Annotated in this window: 29 protein-coding genes; 18 read left to right on the top strand and 11 right to left on the bottom strand. The window is 68.1% G+C overall.

Annotated features, from left to right (window positions below):
- Positions 1-54: 54 nt before the first annotated feature.
- Entirely contained in the window at positions 55-297 is a 243-nt protein-coding gene (locus tag C6I20_RS17030) for a hypothetical protein (RefSeq protein ID WP_162891139.1), read from the bottom strand.
- Between the two features lie 52 nt (positions 298-349).
- On the opposite strand from C6I20_RS17030, the gene C6I20_RS05265 reads away from it, so the two are divergent.
- The 3 genes from C6I20_RS05265 (at position 350) to C6I20_RS05255 (ending at position 2,245) form a co-directional block, all read left to right on the top strand.
- Positions 350-1,117, top strand: a complete 768-nt coding sequence (locus C6I20_RS05265) for a CoA transferase subunit A (protein WP_216823062.1) — start codon at positions 350-352, stop codon at positions 1,115-1,117.
- A gap of 1 nt (position 1,118) precedes the next feature.
- Positions 1,119-1,754 carry a CoA transferase subunit B gene (locus C6I20_RS05260; protein WP_174232943.1) on the top strand — a complete coding sequence of 212 codons (636 nt, stop codon included), beginning with the start codon at positions 1,119-1,121 and terminating at the stop codon, positions 1,752-1,754.
- Between the two features lie 89 nt (positions 1,755-1,843).
- Positions 1,844-2,245, top strand: a complete 402-nt coding sequence (locus C6I20_RS05255) for a hypothetical protein (RefSeq protein WP_118394999.1) — start codon at positions 1,844-1,846, stop codon at positions 2,243-2,245.
- A 44-nt stretch (positions 2,246-2,289) separates the two neighbouring features.
- On the opposite strand, the gene C6I20_RS05250 is transcribed toward C6I20_RS05255, so the two are convergent.
- From C6I20_RS05250 to C6I20_RS05235, 4 genes are all read right to left on the bottom strand, one after another.
- Positions 2,290-2,646: an HNH endonuclease gene (locus tag C6I20_RS05250; protein ID WP_254052257.1), complete on the bottom strand. Its 357-nt coding sequence runs from the start codon at positions 2,644-2,646 to the stop codon at positions 2,290-2,292.
- A gap of 9 nt (positions 2,647-2,655) precedes the next feature.
- Positions 2,656-3,504: a hypothetical protein gene (locus tag C6I20_RS05245; RefSeq protein WP_118394998.1), complete on the bottom strand. Its 849-nt coding sequence runs from the start codon at positions 3,502-3,504 to the stop codon at positions 2,656-2,658.
- Positions 3,498-5,126, bottom strand: coding sequence for a bifunctional lysylphosphatidylglycerol flippase/synthetase MprF (locus tag C6I20_RS05240; protein ID WP_162891138.1), 1,629 nt, complete (start codon positions 5,124-5,126; stop codon positions 3,498-3,500). The genes C6I20_RS05245 and C6I20_RS05240 overlap by 7 nt, the downstream gene beginning before the upstream one ends.
- A gap of 92 nt (positions 5,127-5,218) precedes the next feature.
- Positions 5,219-5,989, bottom strand: coding sequence for a PIG-L deacetylase family protein (locus tag C6I20_RS05235; protein WP_118394996.1), 771 nt, complete (start codon positions 5,987-5,989; stop codon positions 5,219-5,221).
- Between the two features lie 110 nt (positions 5,990-6,099).
- On the opposite strand from C6I20_RS05235, the gene C6I20_RS05230 reads away from it, so the two are divergent.
- The 3 genes from C6I20_RS05230 to C6I20_RS05220 are packed head-to-tail and all read left to right on the top strand — an operon-like array spanning position 6,100 to position 9,696.
- On the top strand, positions 6,100-7,134 hold the full coding sequence (locus C6I20_RS05230; protein ID WP_118394995.1) for a lysylphosphatidylglycerol synthase domain-containing protein: 1,035 nt from the start codon (positions 6,100-6,102) through the stop codon (positions 7,132-7,134).
- Positions 7,131-8,261, top strand: coding sequence for a glycosyltransferase family 4 protein (locus tag C6I20_RS05225; RefSeq protein WP_118394994.1), 1,131 nt, complete (start codon positions 7,131-7,133; stop codon positions 8,259-8,261). The genes C6I20_RS05230 and C6I20_RS05225 overlap by 4 nt, the downstream gene beginning before the upstream one ends.
- Positions 8,262-8,283: 22 nt before the next feature.
- The gene (locus C6I20_RS05220) at positions 8,284-9,696 is read left to right on the top strand and encodes a cell wall metabolism sensor histidine kinase WalK (RefSeq protein WP_162891137.1); all 1,413 of its coding nucleotides are present in this window, start codon (positions 8,284-8,286) and stop codon (positions 9,694-9,696) included.
- 1 nt (position 9,697) lies between these two features.
- Here the strand turns inward: C6I20_RS05220 and C6I20_RS05215 are convergent, their stop codons facing one another.
- A complete protein-coding gene (locus tag C6I20_RS05215; RefSeq protein WP_118394992.1) occupies positions 9,698-10,375 on the bottom strand; it encodes a response regulator transcription factor in 678 nt (225 codons plus the stop codon).
- Between the two features lie 116 nt (positions 10,376-10,491).
- Between C6I20_RS05215 and C6I20_RS05210 the strand changes: the two genes are divergently transcribed.
- The 3 genes from C6I20_RS05210 to C6I20_RS05200 all read left to right on the top strand — a co-directional run bounded on the left by C6I20_RS05210 (position 10,492) and on the right by C6I20_RS05200 (position 13,196).
- Positions 10,492-11,274: a polyprenol monophosphomannose synthase gene (locus C6I20_RS05210; RefSeq protein ID WP_118394991.1), complete on the top strand. Its 783-nt coding sequence runs from the start codon at positions 10,492-10,494 to the stop codon at positions 11,272-11,274.
- Between the two features lie 212 nt (positions 11,275-11,486).
- On the top strand, positions 11,487-12,215 hold the full coding sequence (locus C6I20_RS05205) for a DsbA family protein (protein ID WP_118394990.1): 729 nt from the start codon (positions 11,487-11,489) through the stop codon (positions 12,213-12,215).
- Between the two features lie 60 nt (positions 12,216-12,275).
- Positions 12,276-13,196, top strand: a complete 921-nt coding sequence (locus C6I20_RS05200; RefSeq protein WP_118394989.1) for a haloalkane dehalogenase — start codon at positions 12,276-12,278, stop codon at positions 13,194-13,196.
- 68 nt (positions 13,197-13,264) lie between these two features.
- On the opposite strand, the gene gdhA is transcribed toward C6I20_RS05200, so the two are convergent.
- The gene (gene gdhA / locus C6I20_RS05195) at positions 13,265-14,614 is read right to left on the bottom strand and encodes an NADP-specific glutamate dehydrogenase (RefSeq protein ID WP_118398611.1); all 1,350 of its coding nucleotides are present in this window, start codon (positions 14,612-14,614) and stop codon (positions 13,265-13,267) included.
- Positions 14,615-14,761: 147 nt separating this feature from the next.
- Here gdhA and C6I20_RS05190 point away from each other — a divergent pair, with 147 nt between their 5' ends.
- Entirely contained in the window at positions 14,762-15,034 is a 273-nt protein-coding gene (locus tag C6I20_RS05190; RefSeq protein WP_118394988.1) for a metal-sensitive transcriptional regulator, read from the top strand.
- A 10-nt stretch (positions 15,035-15,044) separates the two neighbouring features.
- On the opposite strand, the gene C6I20_RS05185 is transcribed toward C6I20_RS05190, so the two are convergent.
- Positions 15,045-15,224 (bottom strand): hypothetical protein, encoded by a 180-nt coding sequence (locus tag C6I20_RS05185; RefSeq protein ID WP_118394987.1) that lies wholly within the window; start codon positions 15,222-15,224, stop codon positions 15,045-15,047.
- A gap of 149 nt (positions 15,225-15,373) precedes the next feature.
- On the opposite strand from C6I20_RS05185, the gene C6I20_RS05180 reads away from it, so the two are divergent.
- The 4 genes from C6I20_RS05180 to C6I20_RS05165 all read left to right on the top strand — a co-directional run bounded on the left by C6I20_RS05180 (position 15,374) and on the right by C6I20_RS05165 (position 18,315).
- Positions 15,374-15,736, top strand: coding sequence for a DUF488 domain-containing protein (locus C6I20_RS05180; protein WP_216822992.1), 363 nt, complete (start codon positions 15,374-15,376; stop codon positions 15,734-15,736).
- 105 nt (positions 15,737-15,841) lie between these two features.
- On the top strand, positions 15,842-17,059 hold the full coding sequence (locus tag C6I20_RS05175; protein ID WP_118394986.1) for an alpha/beta fold hydrolase: 1,218 nt from the start codon (positions 15,842-15,844) through the stop codon (positions 17,057-17,059).
- Positions 17,060-17,087: 28 nt separating this feature from the next.
- Positions 17,088-17,417 carry a glutaredoxin domain-containing protein gene (locus C6I20_RS05170; protein ID WP_118394985.1) on the top strand — a complete coding sequence of 110 codons (330 nt, stop codon included), beginning with the start codon at positions 17,088-17,090 and terminating at the stop codon, positions 17,415-17,417.
- A gap of 193 nt (positions 17,418-17,610) precedes the next feature.
- Positions 17,611-18,315, top strand: a complete 705-nt coding sequence (locus C6I20_RS05165) for a hypothetical protein (protein ID WP_118394984.1) — start codon at positions 17,611-17,613, stop codon at positions 18,313-18,315.
- A gap of 189 nt (positions 18,316-18,504) precedes the next feature.
- Here the strand turns inward: C6I20_RS05165 and C6I20_RS05160 are convergent, their stop codons facing one another.
- The gene (locus C6I20_RS05160; protein WP_118394983.1) at positions 18,505-20,916 is read right to left on the bottom strand and encodes a hypothetical protein; all 2,412 of its coding nucleotides are present in this window, start codon (positions 20,914-20,916) and stop codon (positions 18,505-18,507) included.
- Positions 20,917-21,018: 102 nt separating this feature from the next.
- On the opposite strand from C6I20_RS05160, the gene C6I20_RS05155 reads away from it, so the two are divergent.
- Positions 21,019-21,657, top strand: coding sequence for a GNAT family N-acetyltransferase (locus C6I20_RS05155; protein ID WP_162891136.1), 639 nt, complete (start codon positions 21,019-21,021; stop codon positions 21,655-21,657).
- 1 nt (position 21,658) lies between these two features.
- On the opposite strand, the gene C6I20_RS05150 is transcribed toward C6I20_RS05155, so the two are convergent.
- On the bottom strand, positions 21,659-22,579 hold the full coding sequence (locus C6I20_RS05150) for an NAD-dependent epimerase/dehydratase family protein (RefSeq protein WP_118394981.1): 921 nt from the start codon (positions 22,577-22,579) through the stop codon (positions 21,659-21,661).
- A gap of 123 nt (positions 22,580-22,702) precedes the next feature.
- Between C6I20_RS05150 and C6I20_RS05145 the strand changes: the two genes are divergently transcribed.
- Positions 22,703-23,416, top strand: a complete 714-nt coding sequence (locus C6I20_RS05145) for a TetR/AcrR family transcriptional regulator (protein WP_118398607.1) — start codon at positions 22,703-22,705, stop codon at positions 23,414-23,416.
- 85 nt (positions 23,417-23,501) lie between these two features.
- On the top strand, positions 23,502-23,906 hold the full coding sequence (locus C6I20_RS05140) for an SRPBCC family protein (RefSeq protein WP_162891135.1): 405 nt from the start codon (positions 23,502-23,504) through the stop codon (positions 23,904-23,906).
- 31 nt (positions 23,907-23,937) lie between these two features.
- Here C6I20_RS05140 and C6I20_RS05135 read toward each other — a convergent pair whose 3' ends face one another.
- Positions 23,938-24,570, bottom strand: a complete 633-nt coding sequence (locus tag C6I20_RS05135) for a TetR family transcriptional regulator (protein WP_162891134.1) — start codon at positions 24,568-24,570, stop codon at positions 23,938-23,940.
- 142 nt (positions 24,571-24,712) lie between these two features.
- Between C6I20_RS05135 and C6I20_RS05130 the strand changes: the two genes are divergently transcribed.
- Entirely contained in the window at positions 24,713-25,801 is a 1,089-nt protein-coding gene (locus C6I20_RS05130) for a ferredoxin reductase (RefSeq protein ID WP_118394978.1), read from the top strand.
- Positions 25,802-25,806: the final 5 nt, after the last annotated feature.

Raw genomic sequence — 25,806 nt, 5'->3', positions numbered from 1 at the left:
CCCTCTCGACGGCTCGACGAACGCGCGGGGATCATCGTGACCGGCCACCGACGGTCAGGAGCGGGATGCCTCGGCGCCCGAGAACCCCGTGCTCTCGGTCAAGGTCGACGACATCGAGGCTGCGTACGCCGAGGCGCGGGAGCGAGGCTTCGAGATCGTGCATCCCTGACCACCGAGGAGCGGAACGTCACGCGCTTCTTCGTCCGTGCGCCCGACGGCAACCTGCTCAACATCGTCCAGCATCACACCTGACATTGGGTCGTCTCGCCGACCGATCGACTCTGGGGGACGTTCCATCGGTATTGTCCGGACTACAGGCATCCAGCAGCGAGGGAGCATCCGCATGAGTATCGACAAGACAGTCGCGAGCGCGAGTGAAGCCGTGGCCGACATCGCGAGCGGCTCGTCCATCGCGGTCGGCGGGTTCGGCCTGAGCGGAAATCCCATGGTGCTGATCGAAGCCCTCCTGGCCCAGGGTGCCGACGACATGAGCGTCGTCAGCAACAACTGCGGAGTGGACGACTGGGGCCTGGGCGTACTGCTGCGGGCACAACGGATCCGCAAGATGACCTCGTCCTACGTGGGTGAGAACAAGGAGTTCGAACGTCAGTTCCTGACCGGCGAGCTCGAGGTCGAGCTGACCCCCCAGGGCACGTTGGCAGAAAAGCTGCGCGCGGGCGGCTCCGGCATCGCAGCGTTCTTCACACAGACTGGCGTGGGCACCCAGGTCTCCGAGGGCGGCCTGCCCCGGCGATATGCACCCAACGGATCGGTCGAGATGGCATCGCCGGCCAAAGAGGTGCGCAGCTTCGACGTCAACGGCACGGCGCACGACTTCGTCCTCGAGGACGCCATCTCCACCGACTTCGCACTGGTGCACGCGTGGCGCGGCGACCGCCACGGCAACCTCGTGTTCAACAAGGCGGCCCGCAACTTCTCCCCACTTGCTGCCATGGCCGGCCGGATCTGCATCGCCCAGGTCGAGGAGCTGGTCGAGCCCGGCGACATCGATCCGGACGACGTCCACCTCCCCGGGGTGTACGTCAACCGCATCGTCGAGGTCGGCACCGACATCGAAAAACGCATCGAGAAGCGCACCATCACCGAGGAGGCCTGACATGGCACTGACACGCACCGAGATGGCCGCCCGAGCGGCGCTGGAGCTTGCCGACGGGTCGTACGTCAACCTCGGCATCGGGCTCCCCACACTGGTCCCCAACTACGTCCCCGAGGGCCGCAGCGTCGTTCTGCAGTCCGAGAACGGGATCCTCGGTGTCGGCCCCTACCCCACCGAGGCCAACGTCGATCCTGACCTGATCAATGCCGGCAAGGAGACCGTGACCACGTTGCCCGGCACGGCCTTCTTCGACTCGGCCATGAGCTTCGGGATGATCCGCGGCGGCAAGATCGACGCCGCCATCCTCGGCGCCATGCAGGTGTCCGTGACCGGCGACATCGCCAACTGGATGATCCCCGGCAAAATGGTCAAGGGTCCGGGTGGAGCGATGGACCTCGTCCACGGCGCAGGACGAGTCATCGTGCTGATGGAGCACGTCGCTCGCGACGGCTCGGCCAAGATCGTCAACGAATGCTCGTTGCCGCTGACCGGGCGCGGCGTGGTCGACCGCATCATCACCGACCTGGCCGTCATCGACGTCACCGACGACGGGCTGGTGCTGCGCGAGCTGGCTCCCGATGTCAGCTACGACGAGGTCGTCGCCGCGACCGAACCCCCACTGACCGACGGCCGCTGAGCCCCGCCACCCGGAGCACCACTGCCGAGGCGAGCCCTGCGGTCGACGCGCGGTTCTTGGCACCCTGCTCCCACGCTAGGGTCCTCGCCATGAGTCTTCTCACCGAGCTGCGCGATTCGGCCCTCCAGATGCCCGCGAGGGTCCTGGTGTGGCTGTGCCTGGCCCTGGTGCCGGCGAATCTGGCCATCCTGCTGTTCCTCGATGAGCCGTTCGCGATCCCGATCGCCGCGCTGGTGTTCGCCGGTCTGCTACCCAACGTCGCGTTGCTGGTGCGCCACCGCCGCTTCACCAGCGTCATGGGTGTCCCCCACGTCCTCGCCTGGGTCCCCCTGATGCCTGTGGTCGTCTTTGCGCTGCTTCGCCACTCCGACGACATGTCGACGACCTACGAGATCTACCTCTACGTCCTGCTCGTGGTCAACGGCCTCTCGCTGGCGATGGACATCCCCGATGCCGCACGCTGGACCAAGGGCGAACGCACGGTCTTCTGACAGCCGCCGCGAGCGGCGCAGTCCTGGGTGCGGGCCAACCGCAGCTAGACGACGGGAAAGGCGCGAGCCAGTAGTTTGCGCACCTCGAGGTGCCGGAGCAGGAATGCGCTCTCGTCGTACTTCTTGCGCCGGAGCCAGCCGGTGACCTCGTCGTTGCACTTGCTCGCATTGCACGAGGCACATGCGGGGGCGATGTTGTCGAGGGTGTAGCGGCCGCCGCGTGAGATGGGCAGCACGCAGTCCCGCTGCAGGGGCTTGTCGGTCACGCCGCAGTAGGCGCACCCGCCCCACGCCTCCTGCACGGCACTCCACTGCTCCGGGCTCAGGTCGTGCTCGACGCTGTCCATCCGGCGCTTGCGCCGCTTGGCGTACCTCGCCTTGCGACTCCCGTTGGCCACCATGGGCCCAGCCTATGTTCCGATGCGCATCGCGGGCCCAGATGCTCCCGAAACAGGGAGGTGCACTGTGCTGGAGGCGGTCGACGGGCGATCCACGCCGAGCATCCCGCATGCGACGACAGCTGCGCCAACGCCGATCAGAGCAGCGACCGAGGACATCGGATGTAGCGGGTCCCCGAGCACTAGCACGCCAGCCACGACCGCTAGGACCAGTTCGGTGGTCCACATGACGGCGGCGACACGCGCTTCGAACCCTTGTGTGAGGGCACGGGCAAAGGCCAGCAGCCCGAGGCCTGAGAAGCCGAGCACCAGGCCGACGTCGAACAATGCGGCGAACGACATGTGCATCGACAGCTGAAGCAGCCCTCCGTACACGGCAGTACCGGTGAAGGCGGCGCCGGCCAGCACCGACAACAGCATCGCCGACCCGTTCCGGTATGCCCTCGCCGTCAGGAGGCCCACCACTGCGAGCACAGCGGCGGCAAGACCCAGCGAGGCAAGGGTCACGTGGCGGGCCGTGACCGGGCCCGCGGCGGATGCGATCAGGGTGGAGCCGAGCACGAACAGCCCCCCAGCGACCCAGGTTCTTCGCGCGACTCGCGTGCGCGAGCCGGACTCCACGATGACGGCCGTCACCGCGACCGACGATGCGAGCACTGCCTGTGCGGCGGCCAGCGACAGGTGCCGGAACGCCGCGAGCGACACCAGCCACGAGGCGCCGTCGACGACGACTCCCACCGCGAACAGGCGGCCGAGCACACGGCCGGGCGTGCCGGCCGGCGCCACTGCCTGCGACTGCAGGACTGTCGCCACGCCATAGCCGAGGGCTGCGAGAACCGCTGCCACGATCCCTGTCAGCATCGCGCCATCCCGGTCATGAACCGGCCGACGACCGGAAGCTCGCTGAGCCCTTCCGCCCCTGCCATCACGATGCTCTGGGCAGCCATCGCGTCCGCGCTTCCGAGCACGGCGTAGCGGGGAGTCCACTGCGGCGAGAACTTGGCGTTGAATCGCCACAAGGACTCGATCTGCGTCTGCGACGCGGCGCCCTGGATCGCGCGGCGGACCGTTCGTCCGAACCAGGTCGTGTTCTCACCACTGACGATGCTCCGGAACACGGCGAAGTTGAGGCCGATCCGGGCGAAGCCCTGCGCCCGGAACGCCTCGACCGACTCGACGATCAGGTAGTCGATGATCCCGTTCGTCAGGGTGGAGTCGGTGTTGCGACGCATGACGTCGAGCGACCACCCACCTTCGCAGGGGACCCATTGGATGAAGGCTTGCGGCGTCCCGTCCGTGTCGATCGCGATCGACATGACCAGCCCGGCATCCCGGGGGTCGAAGAGCCGCGAGAGCGTCATCGAGAAGCCGCGCTCGAAGGATCCGTGCCGACACAGGGTGGCGATCGACCCGAGCCGGTCGCGGAGGTCGACACTCATCAATGCAGGATCGACCAGGGTGACGGAGTAGCCGGCGCGTCGGACCCGGCTGTGGGCCTGCCGCACCGACCGCATCGCGCGTCCTTCCCGGCTGAAGCCCTGGCAGTCGATGATCGCCTCGTCGCCGAGGTAGACCGGGTGCAGCCCACTCGCCTCGTAGACGGGCAACCAGTCGGCCGAGGCGCCCAGGAGGCTCACGGTCCACCCGTGGGACTCGGCGAATGTCGTGAACGCCGTCCACGTCTGCTCCCGCTCGGCCACGGGACCGATCGGGTCGGGCGCGACGACGCAGACGCCACCCCGCACGGCATACGCCACCAGGCTCGATCCCTCGAAGAACCACTGCTTGTCGTCGCGGAGGGCGAAGTACGCCAGCGTGTCGCCACCGTAGGCGGCGACGATCTCGCGGGCCCGGGCCTCCGCCGTGTCCCGGTCGCCCACAGTCGCCGGGGCACTCTCCCGCGGTGACAGCAACGACCACAAGGCCATGGTGAGCACGCACAGTCCGACCGCGATGAGCGCAGGAGTGGCGAACCGTCCGCCGTAGCCGAGCGGGACGGCGCTCATGCCGCTGAGCCGCAGTGCCGCAGATCCGGTCGCCGTGACACCGCCCTGGTCGAGTGCCGCCGCCAGGACCGTGGACGCAGCGAGCGCCGAGAAGATCCCCCCTGCCGCGATGGCGATGGCCCGCCTGATCGCGGTGCCGGACTGAACGACCGGGAAGCAGGCACGACGGGTCGCGAGCCACAGTGCGGCCGCCGCCGGCGGAACGACCGAGAGTGTCACGTCCTCGTGCAGGACGTGGATGCTGACCGAGGCAACCAGCAGGACCAGGGTGGCCGTCCACGCCGCTCGAAGGCCGCGCCGGAGCCCGCGAGCCATCAGGACGAGGGCGAATGAGACGAACACCAGCGTGACGCCGGCCGAGTCCGGCGACAACGCAGGGACGACGTCGATGACGGACTGCAGGTGGTCACGTGCCGGCGCGAACACGGCCGACACCAGCCCGAGCCCGCCGACCGCGCAGGCGGCAGTAGCGGCCACCCGCCGGCTCCGGTCTCGGACCCCCCAGGACCGGCCCGAGGAGGTGCGAGGCATCAGATCGGCACCGGCGGTCCGACTGGCGGTCCGCCGCCTCATCTCAGGCTCGCAAAGATGTCATCGATCGGGTGCTCGGTCACGGGGCGACCTTGTTCGATGAACCACTCGTGACCCAGGACGCGGCGGCCCACGACGGTGGGCACTGCGAGCAGGAACCGGACCGTTCGGGTCTGCGCCCCCGTGGACTGGCTGAGGTGCGCCGCGAGCGCAGCGCGCTTGGCGCCGACCTGCGGGCGGACGTCGACGCGGTGGGTGATCTCCGACGGTGCGGAGTACGACTGGGCGAAGGACGCCGAGCTGACGGGCAGGCGTCCCGGGAGCATCCTCATCAAGGCGGTCGCCCGCATCAGCAGGGAGCGGTCGACCGTCGCCTCGAGCACGACCGGGGTGCAGGCGCGACGGGCCGCCGCTGCACCGACACGATGCACGTGAACGTGATCGGGATGCCCATAGCCGCCGGCGCGGTCGTAGGTCGTCAGAACGTCCGCGCCCTCCTCGCGCAGCACTGCGGCGAGGGCATCTGCTGCCTCGGCGACGGGGGTGTCGGAGAAAGCTCCGTCCGCATAGCCCAGGGCCACGACCCGGTGGACCCCCAGCGCCGAAGCAGCGGCCTCGAGCTCACGCAGCCGTATCGACCCGAGCTGTTCACGCGGATGGTCGTGCTCGTCAGCGAGGCCGGCCGCGCCGTCGGTCGCGGTGACGATGACGACACGGTGTCCCTCCGCCACGCAACGCGCCAGGGTGCCACCGGTGAGGAGCGCCTCGTCATCGGGGTGGGCGTGGAAGGAGACGACGGTGAAGGCCATGGGCTGAGCGTGGCATCCCTGCGCGGATCACGCTATCGGCTCTCAGCGGGCGCTCAGCAGTGAAGCCGCACGATGAAGAGCACCCGAGATCTGCCCAGGAAGGCCCTCCCATGAATTCGACGTCACGTCCGCTCAGGCACATCCTTTCCGCGGCAGCGGTGGTGGCTTCGGTCGGCCTCACGGCGTTGATTCCGGTCATGGTGGGAATGTCCTGGTCCGCCATCATTACCGTCCTGGCCGGCATCTCGGTGGTGACTCTCGTGGGTCTCGGTGTGCTGTGGGCGGCCGGCCTGCTGGTACACACCATCGTCCTACGGGCCGCGCTGCCGGGCCTGACGACCCGGCGAGCGCTGCTCCTGAACATCTCGGGCAGCGCAGTGTCGAATGTTGCCCCGTTCGGTGGAGCGGCCGGGGTGGGTCTCGGGTACGTGATGGCCCGATCCTGGAAGGTCTCCCCGGCGTCCTTCGCCTCGTTCACGGCGATCAGCAACCTGTGGAACGTCGTCGGGAAGCTGCTGGTCGGAACCGTGCTGATCAGCGCCGCCCTGATCCTGGGAGTCAACCTGCCGCCGGCCTTCCACGGTGTCCTCGCCTACGGGACCGCCGTGGTTCTGGCGGTGACGATCGCGTTGATCGTCGCGCTCTCGAGCAGGACGGTCGCAGACCGGCTGGGACGGAGTCTGGACATCGGCATCAACGCGGTGCTCAGACGCCTCGGGTCGCCCCGTCGGGTTGAGGCCCGGACGTGGGTCCACGAGACCCGCGCGGCCAACTCGGCAACCGTCTCCACCAGTTGGGCTCGTCTGACGCTGGGCGTGCTGGCCTATCTCTTCCTGCAGGCACTCCTGATGGCAGGCTGCCTGATCGCCGTCGGGGCTCACGTGCCGTGGACCTTCATCGCGGTCGCCTTCGCGGTCGAGCGCCTCATCACCGTCATCCCCTTCACACCCGGCGGCAGCGGCCTCGCCGAGCTCGGATCGGTCGCCGTCCTCGTCGCCCTGGGCGTGGATCCTGTCGGCGCGGCATCCGGGATCCTGCTGTACCGGCTCTTCACCTTCCTGCTGGAGATCCCTCTCGGTGGCATCAGCGCGCTGGTTTGGTTCCGCCACCACCGCGCGACGACCCATGAGCTGGTGGCGGCATGAGGATCCTCCATGTCACGGACTGCTTCCTGCCGAGGCTGGGAGGCATCGAGATGCACGTCAACGACCTGGCGACGCGTCAGGCAGCAGCAGGCCACGACGTGGCTGTACTCACCCGGACTTCAGGCACGGATTCAGATGACCAGCGCCCGTTCGCGGTCGAACGCCTGTCCTGCGGCCCGCTGGCACTGGGTACGCGGGGCCGCGTGCAGGACCTCCGGACGGAGCTGGGGATCGACGTCGTGCACGCGCACCTCTCGGTCGCCTCTCCCCTCGCGTGGACGGCTGTGCGGGCGGTCGGGGGGACGACCCCCACCCTCGCAACCGTCCACTCGGTCGTTCCGGACGTGCCCGCCCTGGTCCGGTCCGGGGTCGTGTTGACGGGGTTCCCCTCCAGCTCGGCCACGTTCACCGCCGTCAGTGAGGCCGCCGCTGCGCCGTGGCGTCGGGCGATGGGGGAACGGATGCCGGTCCACATCCTCCCGAACGGGATCGACCCCGAGGAATGGGCCTGCCGGCACGTCGGCCCGGACAACGTGTTCACGGTGGTCTCGGTCGGCCGGTTCGCGCGCCGCAAGCGGCAGCGCTCGCTCGTGGCGACCCTTGCCCGGGTGAGGGCAGAGCTCCCTGCCTCCCAACGGCTTCGCGCAGTGATCGTGGGCGACGGCGACCAGATGCACGCCGTGCGCGACGACGCGCGCCGACTGGGCCTGGCCGACGTGATCGAGCTTCCTGGCGCCCTGACCCGCGACCAGATCAAGACCGTCCTGGCTCAGGCCGACACCTTCGCCGCACCCGCGACACTGGAGTCGTTCGGCATCGCCGCGCTGGAGGCGCGGTGCGCGGGGGTCCCGGTAGTGGCGATGCGTCAAGGTGGGACGGGTGAGTTCGTCCGCGACGACCGCGAGGGACTTCTGGTCCGCAATGACGACGAGATGGCCGACGCGCTCCTACGGCTCGCCACCGATCGGCCGCTTCGCCACAGAATCGCCGAGCACAACCGCTCGACGCTCCCGGACATGGCGTGGCCAGCGGTGCTGGCCAGGCACGAGGTGCTCTACCAGCGCGCCGTCTCGCGCATCGATCGTGAGCGGGTGCCACGCCGACTAGGATCGATGATCAGTACCTGATGGAGGGCGTCTGCTCATGGCCGTGACCCGCAGGGCGCCCTCGGCCGTCCGGCGCCTGACGGCGAGCGTGCGCGCTCGTTCTGCCATCGCCGCGACCGTCGTGGTGCTGATCGGGACGTCCGTCGGCTCGACCCTTCTGCTGATCGTGCTCCAGCGCACCCTGATCTCGACCGTCGAGGCGAACGCGGCATCGCGCGCGGAATCGGTGTCACGGGTCGCTGCCACCGCCGATCTCGCCACCATCCAGAAGGACCTCACCGACAACACCGTCGAGAGCCAGGTGGCGCAGCTGATCGACCCGGCCGGGCGGGTCGTGGCGAGTTCCTCGATACGCGCATCGGATCGTTTGCTGTCGAAGCTGCGCCCGGCGCCCGGGCAGGTCGTTCGCGAGCAACGCGACACCTTGGACGTCCTGCACACCAAGGACGCCTACCTCGTGACGGCCCAGGGCGTCAGCCGCGACGGCCAGACCTACACCGTCATCGTTGCCACGTCGATCGCTCCCCAGAGCGAGTCCATCGAGATCCTCATCACCTACCTGTTGGTGCTGGTGCCAGTCGCGGGCCTGCTGGTCGGGGCCGGCACGTGCATCGTCGTCGGACGGGCCCTGCAGCCGGTCGAGGCGATTCGACGTCGGGTGTCGGCGATCCGAGCCGGCGACCTGGCCGACTCCGTCCCGGTTCCGGAGTCTCACGACGAGGTCGCTCGGCTGGCCACCACGATGAACGACATGCTCCGGAGGCTGGAGACCGCAGAGCGGATCCAGCGTGCATTCGTCTCCGATGCCAGCCATGAGCTGCGCAGCCCCATCGCCACACTCTCGGCGTCCCTGGAGATTGCCGATGCCCACCCGAATGCCTCGGACTGGTCCGAGATGCGCACCGTGATGTCGCTGGAGGTCGAGCGGATGAGGCGGCTCGTGGATGATCTGCTCCTCCTTGCGAAGGCCGACGACCGCGGTCTCCTGCTGAGCCAGGAGCAGGTCGACCTCGACGACATCGTGGATCAGGAGGTGCGACGACTCCGCTCGGCCGGCTCCGTGCAGGTGACCGCGTCGATCGAGATCGTGCGAGTGATCGGCGACGGGCAGAGCCTTTCGCAGGCGGTGCGCAACCTGGTCGAGAACGCGGCACAGGCCAGTCGGGGGCGGGTCATGGTCAGCATCGCGGCCGAGGGCGATACTGCCGTCCTCACGGTCGAGGACGACGGACCCGGCGTTCCGGAGGCCGAGCGTGGCCGCATCTTCGAGCGATTCGTCCGACTCGACTCGAGCAGGAACCGTGACGAGGGTGGAACCGGTCTGGGCCTGGCGATCGTGCGGGAGATCATCGCCGGCCACGGTGGCTCGGTCGTCGTCGAGACGTCGCAGTGGGGTGGAGCGCGCTTCGTCGTGCGCCTGCCGCGAGACGGTTCGGCGGACCCGACCGACGCCTGACTCAACCCCCGGCCGGGTCCAGCCGATAGCCGACGCCGCGGATGGTCTCGAGTGCATGGCGGCCGAACGGGACGTCGAGCTTGAGCCGGAGGTATCGCACGTAGACCTCGACGACGTTGAGGTCGCCGTCGTACGCGGCGTCCCACACGTTGTCGAGGATGTGCGACTTGGTCATCGCTTCTCCGGGATGCTGCATGAAGAACTGGAGCAGGGCGAACTCCTTGGGTGTCAACGTCACGTCGGCCCCGGCGCGTGTCACGCGATGTGTCGTCGGATCGAGGCTCAGATCGCCCGCTTGCATGATCATCGGACGCTCGGGTGCTCCACGACGTATCAGCGCGCGAACCCGAGCCAGCAGGACGATGAAGCTGAACGGTTTGGTCAGGTAGTCGTCGGCGCCGAGATCGAAGGCGTCGACCTGGTCGAACTCGCCGTCCTTCGCCGTGAGCATCAGCACGGGAGCCCACACCCGGTGCTGCCGGATGCCCTTGAGCACGTCGTACCCGTTCATCCCCGGCAGCATGATGTCCAGGATGATCGCGTCGAACGTCTTCTCGGTCGCCAACCAGAGACCTTCATTGCCATCATGGGCGACGTCGACCACGAAGCCGTGGTCGACGAGTCCACGCTTGATGGTGTCGGCGAGACGAACCTCGTCCTCGACGAGCAGCACTCTCATCGGCCCTCCTCCGGGTCGTCCCCCATCGTGCCCTGTGCGGAGCGGACTCGAGGCGGCGGCGCGGTACACCTCGTGCAGTCAGGTCCTTGGCAGGTCAGGCGAGTCACGCTGATGCCATGACAGCCACTACGGGGCCCACGGCGCGGACGATCGTCATCATTCCCACGTTCAACGAGGCCGATGGCATCGAGATCGTGCTCGACGCGGTGCTGCGCGCCGAGCCCTCGGCCGACATCTTGGTCGTCGACGACAACAGCCCCGACGGCACAGCAGCCCTCGTCACCGCTCACCCCTCCTATCCCGCCCAGGTCTTCTTGCTCAACCGTCCCGACAAGGACGGACTCGGCGCCGCCTACCGAGCCGGGTTCGCCTGGGCCCAGGATCGTGACTACGACGTCATCGTCCAGATGGACGCGGACCTCTCCCACCCTCCAGCCAAGATTCCCGAGCTGATCGCCGCGCTGCAGACCAGTGACATCGCGATCGGCTCCCGGTATGTCACCGGTGGTGGTGTGAGCAACTGGAGCCGCCGTCGACGCCTGATCTCGTGGGCGGGAAACGCCTACGTCCGAGCCGTGCTCGGCCTGACGATCCACGACGCGACTGCCGGCTTTCGTGCCTTCCGGCGCGAGTCGTTGGAGCGCCTGGATGTCCTGGACTCACGCTCGAACGGATACTCCTTCCAGATCGAGAACAGCTGGCGGTCAAGCCGGCTCGGGCTCACCACCACGGAGGTCCCCATCACGTTCACGGACCGCACCACTGGCACGTCGAAGATGTCGGCAGCAATCGTCAGGGAAGCGATCGCCCTCGTCCTGGTGTGGCGATGGAACGAGATCAGGCACGGTCTGCACCTGGGCGCCTCCCCCGCACGGCAGAGCTTCATCGCCACCAGGTGACCGGGCAGTCGAACACTGACATCGCACGAGACAGCCCGTGTCGTCGCGCAGGTGGTCGCGGGTCGGCTCGGCGAATTCACCTGCCCGACCGGACGAGGCTCGGTTCTTTGCTACCGAAGGGTTCTATTTGAGGGCCAGGACCGTAGACTCGAAAACCGTCGACTTCTGATGACCTCACCACAACCTCCGCCAACCACGATGATGGGAACCCCATGACCGACCAAGCCGAGCCGGACGTCCGCTTCTGGTTCGATCCTGTGTGCCCGTTCGCCTGGATGACCAGCAAGTGGGTGCGCAAGGTCCAGGAGCAGCGCGACTACACCGTCGAGTGGCGGTTCATCTCGCTGCGCCTGCTCAACAAACACATCGACTACGACGCGCACTTCCCACCGGAGTACGAAGCCGGGCACACCGCCGGGCTCCGGATGCTGCGGGTGTGCGCCCACGTCCTGGACGCCCACGGACCCGAGGCGGTCGCTCGCCTGTACCCCGCCCTCAGCTCGCGGATCTTCGACGTCGCCCCCGAGGCAGCGCGGGACATCCCGGGCCAGACCCGAGAGCTCGTCGAGGCAGCCCTGGCCGAGACTGGCCTGTCCCCTGACTTCGCGGACTTCCTCGACGACGACAGCCGCGACGAGCAGATCCAGGCGTCCACGGACGAGGCCCTGGCTTTGACCGGCAAGGACGTGGGCACCCCGATCCTGCACATCGCTCCCCCGGACGGCTCGGCATTCTTCGGCCCGGTCATCAGCCGGCTGCCGTCGGACGAAGAGGCCACCGAGCTGTGGGACCACGTCGTGGGCCTCGCGAAGTTCAGCGGGTTCTCCGAGCTCAAGCGCAGCCTGCGCGAGCTGCCGCAGCTCCAGGCGCTGGGCGTGGCCGAAGACGAGGCCGGAACCCAGGAGGACTGGCACGGCGGAAGCCGGCGCCAGAAGAAGTAGCTCGCCCGCACGAGAGTCTTTGCCGCACGATTCCCCACCGACAACGTCAGGACATGATCCATGGATCTCTACCGCACCCCCGATGACCAGTTCGCCAACCTCCCCGACTTCCCCTGGGAGCCCTCCTACGCCGAGGTCACCCTGCCCGACGGTGAGTCGGGCACGCCCCTGCGCATGGCGTACATCGACGCGGGTCCAGCGGACGGCCCCGTCGCGCTGCTGCTGCACGGCGAGCCGACGTGGTCCTTCCTCTACCGGCACGTCATCGACGCCCTGGTGCAGGCAGGCGTCCGCTGTATCGCCCCGGACCTGGTCGGGTTCGGGCGCTCCGACAAGCCGCTGGCCACAGCCGACCACACCTACGCGCGTCACGTCGAGTGGGTTCGCGAGCTGGCGTTCGACCGCCTCGACCTGCAGGACGTCACGCTGGTCGGCCAGGACTGGGGCGGGCTGATCGGCCTGCGGCTGGCGGCCGAGAACCCCGAGCGCTTCGCCAAGATCGTTGCGGCCAACACCGGCCTCCCGACCGGCGACCACCGGATGCCCGACATCTGGTGGGGCTTCCGCGAAGCAGTCGAGAAGGCCGAGGTCCTGCAGGTCGGGCGCTTCGTCGAGTCCGGCTGCGTCCGTGGCATGAGCACCGAGGTGCGAGAGGCCTACGACGCACCTTTCCCGGTCGAGGAGTCCAAGGCCGGGCCGCGCGTCATGCCGAGCCTCGTGCCGAACACGCCGGACGATCCCGCATCCGACGCCAACCGCGCGGCGTGGGCCCAGCTGACCCAGTGGGAGAAGCCCTTCCTCACGCCGTTCAGCGACAGCGACCCCATCACCGGCGCGATGGCGCCGATCCTGCGCAAGCTCGTGCCCGGGACCCGTGGACTGGAGCACCCCGTGGTCACCAATGCCGGTCACTTCCTGCAGGAGGATGCCGGGACCGAGCTCGGCCACATCGTGGCGGAGTTCGTCACCGGCGCGCCCTGACCCGAAGCGCCGGGACACGCGGGGCACAACGCCCCACGTCCCGGCGCACCGGTCGGCTCGCGACCCGGCTAGATGACACCGAGAGCGAGGACCGCGTCGGCGACGTGGGTGAACGCGCTGATGTTGGCACCCGCGACGTAGTTGCCGGGCGTTCCGTACTCGTCCGCCGTCTCCAGGCAACGGTCATGGATGTTGCGCATGATGTCGTTCAGTCGCTGCTCGGTGTGCTCGAACGACCACGAGTCCCGTGACGCGTTCTGCTGCATCTCCAGGGCGCTGGTGGCAACGCCACCGGCATTCGCGGCCTTGCCGGGCGCGAAACTGACCCCGGCCTCGACGAAGACCTTGACCGCGTCCGGGGTGGTGGGCATGTTGGCGCCCTCCGCCACGATCCGGCAGCCGTTCTTGACGAGTGCCAACGCATGATCGCGATCCAGCTCGTTCTGGGTGGCGCACGGCAGTGCGATGTCGCACGGAACGTCCCATATCGACTGGCCCGCGATGAACCGTACGTCGCTGCCACGCTCCTCCGCGTAGTCCTGGATGCGTCCACGGCGCACCGACTTGATCTCCTTGAGGAGATCCACGTCGATGCCCTTGCTGTCCACGACGTAGCCCGAGGAGTCCGAGCAGGCGACGACGGTGCCGCCGAGCTGGTGGACCTTCTCGATCGCGAAGATCGCGACGTTGCCAGATCCCGAGACGACGACCTGCTTGCCGTCGAAGGAGTCGCCGGTGGTCTTGAGGATCTCGTCGACGAAGAACGCCACGCCGTAGCCGGTCGCCTCGGTGCGTACCTGGGATCCGCCCCAGTTGATCCCCTTGCCGGTGAGGACACCGGACTCGTATCGATTGGTGATGCGCTTGTACTGGCCGAACAGGTAGCCGATCTCCCGGCCGCCGACGCCGATGTCGCCAGCCGGCACGTCGGTGTACTCGCCGATGTGTCGGTAGAGCTCGGTCATGAACGACTGGCAGAACCGCATGACCTCACCATCGGATCGACCCTTGGGATCGAAGTCCGAGCCGCCCTTGCCGCCGCCGATGGGCAGGCCGGTCAGTGCGTTCTTGAAGATCTGCTCGAAGCCGAGGAACTTGACGATGCCCAGGTTGACGCTGGGGTGGAACCGCAGGCCGCCCTTGTACGGCCCCAGCGCGGAGTTGAACTCGACCCTGAAGCCGCGGTTGATCTGCACCTGCCCTTCGTCGTCGACCCACGGGACGCGAAAGATGATCTGGCGCTCGGGCTCGCACAAGCGGCGCAGGACGGCAGCGTCCGTGTACTGCGGATGCTTGGCGACGACCGGACCCAGAGTGTCCAGGACCTCGCGCACCGCTTGATGGAACTCGGTCTCACCGGCGTTGCGGCCAAGGACCTCGTGGTAGATGTCGCGCAGCGCCTCATCAAGATTCGACAAACCGGACACTCCTTCGATGGGTGGGGTACTGGCGCAGGCTATCCGCGCGCCTCACCACGCCGCGCAGCAGGCGGGCAACAACTGCGCCCACCACCGACACCGCGATACCCCGACGGGTATCCTCGGTCTCAAGGACGAGGAGACACCATGACCGCCACCACCAGCACCGCGAGCACCACCGAGGTGCTCAACCGCCTGCGCCGCGCCAATGGTCAACTGGCCGCCGTGATCGGCATGATCGAGGCCGGCCGCGACTGCAAGGACGTCGTGACACAACTCGCCGCCGTGTCCAAGGCCCTCGACCGGGCCGGCTTCAAGATCATCGCGACCAGCATGCGCGAGTGCGTACTGGGCGAGGGCGGCAGCGACTCGCCGCTCACCGAGGAACAGCTCGAGAAGCTCTTCCTGTCGCTCGCCTGACCTGAGTCGGTCAGCGGCGACGCAGGCGGGACAGGAACCCGCCACTGGTCGACTCGCTCTGGCTCGCGGCCTTGGTGTGCCCGGGGCAACGGTCGCTCTTGGCGACGCCCGCCATGACGGCATCGACGTGCTGGCCACATCCGGACCAGGTGGTCTTCCCGCACTGGCGGCACTTCACGGCTTGGCACATGACAACTCCTTCGATTGGATACCCCTAGGGGTATCAGAATAGCGTATGCCCGGTTATCCCCCGGGTCCGGGCGATCCCCGTCCCGTACGCCTCGCACCACCGGGTGGATGATTGGCTGGACGATGTGTCGAGCCAGGAGGTGACGCACGGTGTTGGATGTGCAGATCGGCCGCGTCTATGACGAGCTCGACACCGCTCACGGCGCTCGGCTGCTCGTGGATCGTCTGTGGCCGCGCGGAATGCGGCGCGACGACCCCCGGGTCGGAGCCTGGCACCCCCAGGTCGCCCCGTCGAACGAGCTGCGCCGGTGGTACGGACACCAGCCGGAGCGCCACGCGGAGTTCACGACGCGATATGAGCACGAGCTGGCCGATCCCGCGATGGCCGATGCTCTGGACGCGATGGTCCGGGCGATCGGCACGGGCCCGGCCCAACTGGTGACCGCGACCCGTGACGTCGAGCTGAGTCACCTACCCGCACTGGCGCGCCACCTGGCGAACCTCGGTCACTGAGGCCAGCCACCGGGCCGCGCTTCCCCGAGCTGGAATGAACCGACGACCCCGCAGGGTTACCCTCACGGCAGCCGGAGCTTCCCGCCGCCGAGAGGACTCGGACCCATGCACAGCGAGCACGTCACCTTCCCGGGCACGAACGGCGCCCAGCTGGCCGGCCGTCTGGACCTTCCTGACGCCCCACCGCGGGCGTACGCACTTTTCGCACACTGCTTCACGTGTGGCAAGGACGTCGTGGCCGCCTCGCGGATCGCGAAGGCGCTGGCGGGTCTGGACATCGCCGTGCTGCGCTTCGACTTCACCGGGCTCGGCGGATCTGACGGCGACTTCGCCAACACCAACTTCAGCTCCAACGTCGCAGACCTGGTCAATGCCGCGGACTACCTGCGCGCCGAGCACACCGCACCGACGATCCTCCTGGGCCACTCGCTCGGCGGCGCAGCGGTCATCGCCGCCACCGAGCACATCCCCGAGGTCCGCGCGGTCGCGACGATCGGAGCTCCGGCGGGCACCGAGCACCTGAAGCACCTGCTCAGCCAGAGCCGCGAGGAGATCGAGACGAATGGCGAGGCCGAGGTCTGCCTGGCTTCCCGACCGTTCCGCATCCGCAAGCAGTTCCTTGACGACATCTCCGATCAACCCCAGGCGGAGCGCATCCGAGCGCTGGATGCGGCGCTCCTGGTCATGCACTCACCCACCGACGAGACGGTCGGTGTCGACAACGCGCGCCGCATCTTCGACGCTGCGGTGCACCCGAAGTCGTTCGTGTCTCTCGACGGCGCGGACCACCTGCTCACCCGACCGGCAGACGCGCGGTTCGCCGCCTCCGTGCTCGCGGCATGGGTGAATCGCTATCTCGATGCCCCGCCGCCGAGCCCGCAGCCCGCTGAAGTCCTCGACGCCACGCTGGTCACGGTGTCGGAAAACGGACGCGGGCCGTACGGGCAACAGATCACGGTCGGTCAGCACGTCCTGAGCGCCGACGAGCCGACCCCGGTCGGGCACGACACGGGGCCCTCACCGTACGACTTGCTGCTCGCCGGGCTGGGAGCGTGCACCTCGATGACGGTGAGGATGTACGCCGCCCGCAAGAAGTGGCCCCTGGACAAGGTGGAGGTCGCGCTGCGCCACTCCCGGATCCACGCCAAGGACTGCGCGGAGTGCGAGACTGAGGCTGGCCAGCTCGACCGCGTGGAGCGCGAGATCACCTTGACCGGGGACCTCGACGACGAGCAGCGACAGAGGCTCCTCGAGATCGCCGATCGGTGCCCCGTGCACCGCACCCTGCACTCCGAGATCAACGTGCGCACCTCGCTACGATGACCGCCGACCCGAATCCGAAGGACACTCCATGACCCACCCCGGCACGCCCCCCGTCGAGGTCATGTGGCGCCCCGGCTGCCCGTTCTGCAGCTCACTGCGCCGTGGGCTGAGGCGAGCCGGAGTCGCCACCGTCGAGCACGACATCTGGTCGTCCACGCAGGCTTCGGCCCGGGTCCGGAAGGCCACGGGCGGTGACGAGACCGTGCCGACGGTGTTCGTCGGCGGCCAGGCCCTGGTCAACCCCTCGGTCCGGCAGGTGGTCGATGCGATCAGGGTCATCGCCCCCGACTATCAGCCCGAGCCGCCGGCCTCCAACGGGATAGTCCGCAGGCTTCGCGCGATGCGCAAATCGTCCTGAGCGTCGGTGTGCCCGCGGACCCAACCGGGGGTATTGCACCACGTAAGGAGGTCGACCATCCCCCCGCGGGGCGATGGCTCAAGCCCGAGCGCGGCTCTATACGCTCGGCGGCGCCGGCATCTGTCTGACTCGGTCACGATACTGAGTTTGCTGCTCTCGGATCCGGTTGTTCGACTACAGATTTGGGGATTCCATGTTCAGCACTCGTACGCCTACGAGCCGGGCCGCCGTGGCACTGGTCGCATCACTTGCCCTCTTCGGTCTCGCCGCTTGCGGCGGGGGTTCCGATGACGCCAAGACCGAGAAGACGGCCTCAGCCACGCCGGCTCCCGCCGAGACCACGGCCGACAGCGCCGCCGCATCGGGTGACCTGCCCGACTGGGCAAAGCCCGCCACGCAGGTCGGAGACAAGATCGCCACGGTCAAGGCTGGCGACATCACGGTCGACGTCTACCAGGTCGGCGTCACGCAGGCGACCAAGACAGGTCAGTTCGTCGACCCCGAAACGAACAAGCCGATTATCGACGAGGGCGACGACATCGTGTTCGTCAACTACGTGATCACCAACACAGGTGCGCCGATCGACCTCGGCGCCTCGTTGGTCGATGTCCAGGCCCGCTACAAGGACTGGAAGTTCATGCAGGGCATGGACTCGATCGTCGACTCCGCTCTGTTCGAGCAGGAGAACGTCAACACAGAGGGCTTTGCGCCGGGCAAGTTCAAGGAGCCGGCGATCTTCACGTTCGGCAAGGGCCAGTCCTACTCCGTGGGCGAGAACTTCCGCTACCAGAAGAACTCGCCGATCACGTTCAAGGTCGGGGCCGTCCCCGTCGATGACAAGGCCGATCTTCTGCACGACGACAAGGTCGAGGGCGAAGGCAGCGGCACCATCAAGTAGCCCGTTCGCAGGGTGGTTCCCGGTTGCCTCGGCGGCTCGGAACCACCCGTGCGTTCGACCGTGGCGCGACGATGGAGGCCGAGTAGGCGCTGTCGTGTTCCTCGCGTAGGCTTGGCCATGGTTTCGGTCCTCCCTATCTAGAGGCTCGAGCCCAACGCCCCCGGCCGCACCAACGGCGCGGGGGCACTTTCAACTCTTTCGCAGCTCACCGAGGGCGACCCGATAGGCCGGGTCCAGCCAGTAGCCGCTGTGACCCCACAGCCGCGTCGACGGTCCATGCTGCTCGTCGGTCGTGATCGGCGCCGGGTCGAGCAGCCGCCAGTCGTCACCGCTGCGGCGCACTCCCGAACCCACGACGTACGCATCACGGGTTGTCACCGCAGTGCCTTGCACGAGACGTGTCGATGTCGCCAGGCCCGCACCCTCCCCCAGGTGATTCCACGACAGAACTGGCCCGGCGAGCGGGTCGGTCTCGCGATAAAGATTGATCCATGCGCCGTCGAGGTCGCGTTGCAACCGCGATATCGCGTCATAGTTGACGTACGCAGGGAACGCCCGCGGGAAGATCTGCCGGAGCTGGGAGCCGTACGTCAGCAGGGCCACCCGGGCTCGCTCCGCATCCGTCAGCAGGTGCAGCGAGGCGAAAGCGATCAGGCTCCCCTGGCTGTGCGCGCTGACGACGACGGCCGGACCGTCGGTCTCGCGGGTCGCGAGATGCTGGACGATCCGACGCTGCAGGTGCATCACGGCATGCTGGGAATAGGGCTTCGGCACGAACGGATGGACGGCGTGCGGCCAGAAGGAGACGACGTCCCAGACGACGTTGACGCCGCGCCGGGACGTATCGGTCCGAAAGCCGCGACGGGCCAGGAGGACCAACAGCGCCGCGAACCCGAGCAGCATCCACGCACCACCGACCATCGTGACGTTGGCGAACGACGACTCGAACGGAGCCCCGATCCTGGCTCGGCCGGCCGACAGCTGGTCGAACCAGCCCCAAGCACGCTGTGGCCGCCAGGCGACTGGATCCTTCCACGCCGGATGCAGCTCATAGACGATCGCGAGCGACATCGCGACCCCGGCGGCAACGAAGGTCAGTGCGATGGCGGGGACGAAGTTCTTAACTCGTCCGACCCAGAGTCCGGTCGCGCTCGCCTCAGGCTGCCAGGCCGGCACGGCGTAGTCGCCCGGGTCGACAGGAGCGGCACCCTCGAACATCGTGGCGGAGCGGACCTTCAGGTGTGCCCGACGGGCGACGTACTGCGCCGCGAGGGCCGCCGCGATCGCGAGCAGGACGAAGAACGTGAGGCCCCAGGCGTAGGCCACCCGGTCGAGCATCGGCGTGACGCCGACCTTGCTGCTCGACAGTCGCAGCGCCGACGAGACCGTGGTGGGCACCGAGGCCGACAGCCCCACGCCGATGAAGACCGCGAGCGCCGCGACGACGCTGGCTGCGTAGCCACCCGCGTACGGCCGGAAGTACCACGCAGGGTCATCGGGCGAAGGGTGACTCGTCGGGGTGGTCACGACGATCCGCGCATTGACCAGCACCAGCGCCGCAACCGTGACGACGCCGACCAGGAGCAGGACGACGGAGATGCGCTCGTAGCCGGCAATCGGGGTGCGCAGGCTCGACTCGGTCGGAGGGGTGAATCCCGGCATTGCCCACACCGCCAGTGCGATCAGCGCGACACCGGCGCCGCAGACGATCCACGAGCCCAACGCGGCCGCCTCGTGCCACGTAGCCCGCATCCGTAGGCCAGCCTCACCCAGGTCTGCGGTCGCGATCGACTCCGGATCACCCAGCACCGTGACGGCCGCCGCGACGACCAGCAGCAGCACCACGGACGTCCACAACAGCACCCCGTGGCCGTCCGGCTCACGCACCCACCGCGCCATCGCGGCGACGAGGAGCAACCCGGCGGCGAGGTGCAGGCGGCTGAGGGTCGGCGAGTCCGACGTCCCCTGGTAGAAGTGCGGGTCCGCGAGCGGGGTGTGCCTTTCCTCGGCGTGGGCGCGGGCCTCGTTCGGGGACAGTCCACCGGCCATCAACGGCGTGGAGGTTGCGGTCAGGCGGCCGAGCAACCACAGTCCGACGACCAGCATCGCGGTGAGGAGCGTCGCCAACATCAGCACCGCGGACGCGTCCCACGAGGCCAGGCTCTTCGCGCCCGGTGCCCAGCGCCACGCCACGAGATCCATCAGCGTGAGTCCGGCAGCAAACACCAGCAGCAGGGTCAGCAGCAGCGCGAGAAGGCGCAGCAGGGCACTGGCCGTGGCCTGCGCCGTCAACGATCGGGTGGGGCGCTCGGGCGGTGCGGGCAGCATGAACTGGGCGGCGTTGATCAGGCCGAAGGGCACCAGCAGCAACCACAGCGCCTGCAACGACGAGCCGGACGTGTAGTGCCCCCAGTGGTACGCCTCGAGCACCTGTCCATCGCGTCCGGGAAGCTCCCGTCCGCCTGCATCGACCGGGCGAAAGAACCGTGAGGCTCCGCCACCGTCGACCTGCGCGACGTGTGGGTGGTCCAGGAGCGCTTCGGGCGGAGTTCCGCTCACGCCGTGCACCCGCAGCTCGACCCAATTGGCATGGTCGGTCATCAGGACCCCCTCCGTCGCCGTGTCCCCATGATGGCCGACAGTGACCCCCAAGGCGAGGGGTCGGGTCCGGCGACTGTCCCAGGGCGCTGCGAAGATCTGCACATGACCCACGAACGCCTCGTCCAGAGATGGATCGACGCATGGGCGCACGTGCGCGAGCTCGAGGTCTCCGACGTCGAGGGCTGGCCGCTGGTCCACGTGGAGTCGCCCAGCCGGGAGTCCGAGATCGTCTGCGCCCAACCCGACCGCTCGACCTTCGCCGACATGCTGCAGCACATCGAGGGCGATCCTCGCGCGATGCTCACGGTCATCGCGGCCGACACGGACCCCTACCGGTCACTCACGCTGCCCACCGGAGTGCGCGTCGATCGCGAAGACGAGGTGCTGATGGCAACCCACCTCGTCCCCCAACCCGTCCCGGCGATCGACGAGGTCTTCACGACCCGCTGGGACGTCGAGAAACGCCGTCACACCTACTCGGTCGAGCACGATGGACGCGTCGCCGCCTCCGGCGTGGTCGGAGTGCTGGCAGCCGATGCGGTCTACGACGCGGTCGAGACGATGCCGGCCTACCGGCGACGGGGGCTGGCGCGTCACGTCATGATCTCGTTGAGCAACCGCGCGGCCGATGAGGGCGCCACCTCGGGCATTCTCGCGGCCAGCGCTGACGGCCGGGGCCTCTACGAAGCGATCGGCTGGGAGACCTGCCTCGACATGTGGTCACTGATGGGCAACGCCTGACCTATTGCACCGCAGTGCGCCGGCACACCTCGTCCCATGGCGTGGGCTCCATCGCGAAGTGCTGGCGCGCGGCGCTGTCGTCCAGAACGTAGGGCCGGGTCCACTGGTATGACAGCTCGCGAAGCTCCCGCAGCATCGGCACGAACCGCGAGGCAGCGGCAAGAACGGGTGCCGGCATGGCTGTGACCCCGACCGGCGGCCTCCTGACGCTGGCCAGCACATCGGTGATCGCCTCCTGCTGCGTCCGGGGCACGTTGCTGGGCACGTGCCAGACCCGGCCGTGGGCGGTGCCGTCCTCGGCTGCCGCGACCAGCAGTCGTGCGGTGTCGAGCACATCGGTGAAGGTGTGCGGCTGGTCTTTGCGGCCGATGACCCAGGCTCGCTTGCCTTGCATGGCACCGGGCACCTGCCGGCTCACATGGCCGTTGTCACCGACACCTGTGCCGACGTAGTCCGAGCTGCGGATCTCGATGGCCCGGATCCGGCCGGCATCGTGGAGCGCCTTGGCATCGGCCCACATCTGTGCACGTAGCGCACCCTTGTGGTCCGTCGCGGCGTCCGGCAGTCCTTCGTGCATCGGCTCGTCGACCGGGCCGTACGGATAGAGATTGCCGGTGATGGCGAGCACCGCACCGGAACGCTCCGCGGCGGTCAGAAGCGCGGACGCCAGGGGCGGCCAGAATTGATCCCACGCCGTGTAGTCCCCCGGATTGGCGCAGTTGTAGAGCACCGCAGCACCCTCGGCCTCTGCGCTCAACGCGTCCGAATCGGACGCGTCCAGCCGCTTGTGGGTGATGCCGGCGAATCCGGTGTCGGTGCCCGAGCGGGTCGCCACGACGACCTCCGACCCGCGTGCGGCCAGCATCTGGGCGACGTGCCGGCCGACAGGTCCGGCTCCGACAACGAGGTGACGATCGGTCATGATGCTCCTTCAAGCCGTTGGAGAGCGCTGCTCTCAATCAGAGCGTCCCACATGGAGGGGCGCCGATCAAGAGCAGTGCTCTCTTTTGTTGCACCCGCTCTCGGTATGGTCCACAGTGGTGCCATGACGGCAACCAGGACCGCCCGCGAGCGCGCCCGCGAAGAGATCACCGCCGAGATCCTGTCGGCAGCCCGCGCACAGCTGCGCGAGACCGGACCCGCCGCACTCTCGCTGCGCGCCGTCGCCCGTGACGTCGGCATGGTCTCGTCCGCGGTCTACCGCTACTTCGCGAGCCGCGACGAACTGCTCACCGCCCTCCTGATCGCCGCGTACGACGACCTGGGCGCCGCAGCCGAGGCAGCCGACGACGCGGTGACCGATCGTCGCGACTACCCGGGCCGCTGGATGGCGACCTGCCGGGCGGTCCGCGCCTGGTCCGTCGCGCACCCGCACGACTACGCCCTCCTCTACGGCTCGCCCGTCCCCGGCTATGCGGCGCCGCAGGACACCGTCGGCCCGGCCACCCGGGTCATCGTGCGGCTCGTCGAGATCATCACCGATGCACATGCCGCCGGTGCGACCGAGCCGGTCGCCGCTCGCGGGTCAGAGGACCCGTCGATGTTCGTGGCCGGCGCCATCGCATACATGCGCGATCGTCAGGTCGCGGCCGACGACGTCCCACCCGAGGTCGTGGTCCGCACACTGATCGCGTGGTCGTCACTTTTCGGCACCCTGTCGTTCGAACTCTTCGGCCACCTCAAAGGATCGGTGAGCGACTTCGAGGCCTACTTCGAGGCGGTCTCGCTTCGTCTCGCGGGTGATATCGGGCTCGCGTGACAAATGCCTCACTCCCCGAACGAGACCTGCGGGAGGCCGGCAAGGGACAATGTGTCAACGTGTCCCCGCTGTGCCGAAGGAAACCATGCCTCGCATCACCCGTCGTACATTCGTAGCCGCCCCCGCCAGCCACGTGTGGCCCTTGGCCGGCGACTTCGCCCAGTGGCACCCCAAGCTCCGCATCTACGCCGACGGCCCAGAGGCCTCGCCCGAGCTCGTGGTCTCGGTCATATCTCGTGACGACGAGGCCATGACGCTGTCGTATCACATGCCCGACCCGCCGTTCCCGATCGCGAACCACCGCGCAACGGTGCTCGTCGAGGACGCCGGCCACTCGTGCTCGTACGTCACCTGGCAGGCGGAGTTCACCGCCGACGAGACGCTCCTGCAGCAGCTCGAGGACTCGATCGGTGATGACGTCTTCGCCCTCGCACTCGACCGGCTCGCCACGAGTGCGCAGGACGCCTTCGGCACGTCGCAGCAGGCCTGACCCGCAGCAATGCGGGCCGGCCGGCACAGTTCTAGCTGCGCCAGTCCTTGAAGCCGACGACGATCAGACGCATCTGACGTCGCGCGCCTTCCTTGATCCGCTCCTCGAGATCCGGACGCCCGTCCGGCATCTCGACGACCTCCTCGGCATTCGTCACCATGTTGCGGACGAAGAGACGCGAGACCATCTGCACGTCATCGCTCGACCAGTCCTCGATGTTGGGCAACCGGGCCAGCACGACGGCAAGCTCACTGACGAACAGGTCGAGCTCGTGCCGGATCGCGGTGCGCACGACGTCGGGGCCGCCCATGCGCTCACGGGAGACGAAACCGAAGTGCGTCTTGCGCTGCTTGACGGTCTCGACGAGCACATCGGCCGCCGCATCGATGATGTTCTCGAAGACCTCCGGATCGCGCTGCGCATCCCGGACCATCTGGCGCAACGTCGAGAATGACTCCTCCACCAGCGCCAGCCCGAGCTGGTCCATCGACTCGAAGTGCCGATAGAACGCCGTCGGGACGATGCCCGCGTGGCGGGACACCTGCCGCAGGCTGACCTGCGCAAACCCCTGTTTCAGGCTCAGCTCGAGCGCCGAGCTCAAGATCGACTGCCGGGTGCGCTCCTTCTGCTCCTGGCGCGATGCGGATGGGGCAGGGTCGGGCATCCTCACAGCGTAGTCACCACCCTTTCGGTGCACACCCGTACCCATCGTGGCCAAGGTCACTCGGCGCGTCGGTTGCGCCTGCAACGTGGGTGATGCACACTTTGAGTGTACGCATGTTCACTGATTTTGAGGAGGTTCCGGGATGGGCATCATCCGCCGAGCGCTTCGCTCGCGTCCCGTCGCGTCGCTGACCTCGCCCCTCACGATCGACCACTACCTGGATCAGATCCACCCCATGCTGGCCGCCGAAAATGTTCGCGCCCGCGTCGTCGAGGTGATCCGGGAGACCGGCGATGCCAGCACGGTCGTCCTGCGACCCAATGGCACGTGGACCGGCTTCATCCCGGGCCAGCACGTGCAGTTCGGTGTCGAGGTCGAGGGCAAGCGCCGGATCCGGTGCTTCTCGGTCTCCAGCTCGCGGGCCGCCAAGGACGGGACGTTCAGCGTCTCGGTCAAGGCCCACCCCGACGGCTACGTCTCCCAGTTCCTGCACCACCAGCTCAAGCCCAAGACCATTGTCTACCTGTCGCAGGCCGAAGGTGAGTTCGTCCTGCCGAAGGACGTCCCCGACAACCTGCTGCTGATGAGCGGCGGATCGGGCGTCACCCCGGTCATGTCGATGATCCGCACGCTGCGCGACTCCGGCCACCGTGGCGCTGTCACGTTCCTGCACTACGCCCGGTCGCGGTCCGACGAGATGTTCTCCGCCGACCTCGACGAGCTCGCCGCGGAACCCAATGTCACCGTCAAGCGCATCTACACCCGTGAGCCCGCCGCGAACGTCGACCTCCAGGGTCGGTTCGACATCGATCACCTAGAGCACCTCGGCATCGATCCGACCTCGACGCTGACGTACGTGTGTGGTCCGGCCGGCCTCATCGCCGGGGTGCGCGACACGTACGCCGAGCTGGGTGCGGCCGACCAGCTCCGCATGGAGTACTTCAAGGTGCCGTCGGTCGACCTCGACGCTGCGGACGCCACGGGGACGTTGAGCTTCGACGGCGCCGGGATCGAGGCCGCCAACTCCGGCGCCACGATCCTCGAGCAGGCCGAGGCCGCCGGCCTCAAGCCGGAGTTCGGCTGCCGCATGGGCGTGTGCAACACCTGCGCCATCAAGAAGAACAGTGGCGCCGTGCGCCATGTCGTGAGTGGCGAGATCCGCGCCAACACCGACGAGACCATCAAGATCTGTGTTCAGGTCCCCATCGGCGACGTCAACGTCGCGCTCTAGGCAGA

It is taken from the genome of Aeromicrobium sp. A1-2, from assembly GCF_003443875.1.
Classification (GTDB): domain Bacteria; phylum Actinomycetota; class Actinomycetes; order Propionibacteriales; family Nocardioidaceae; genus Aeromicrobium.
The sequence above is the reverse complement of the archived record's forward strand: the minus strand, read 5'-3'. Positions and strand labels throughout refer to the sequence as shown.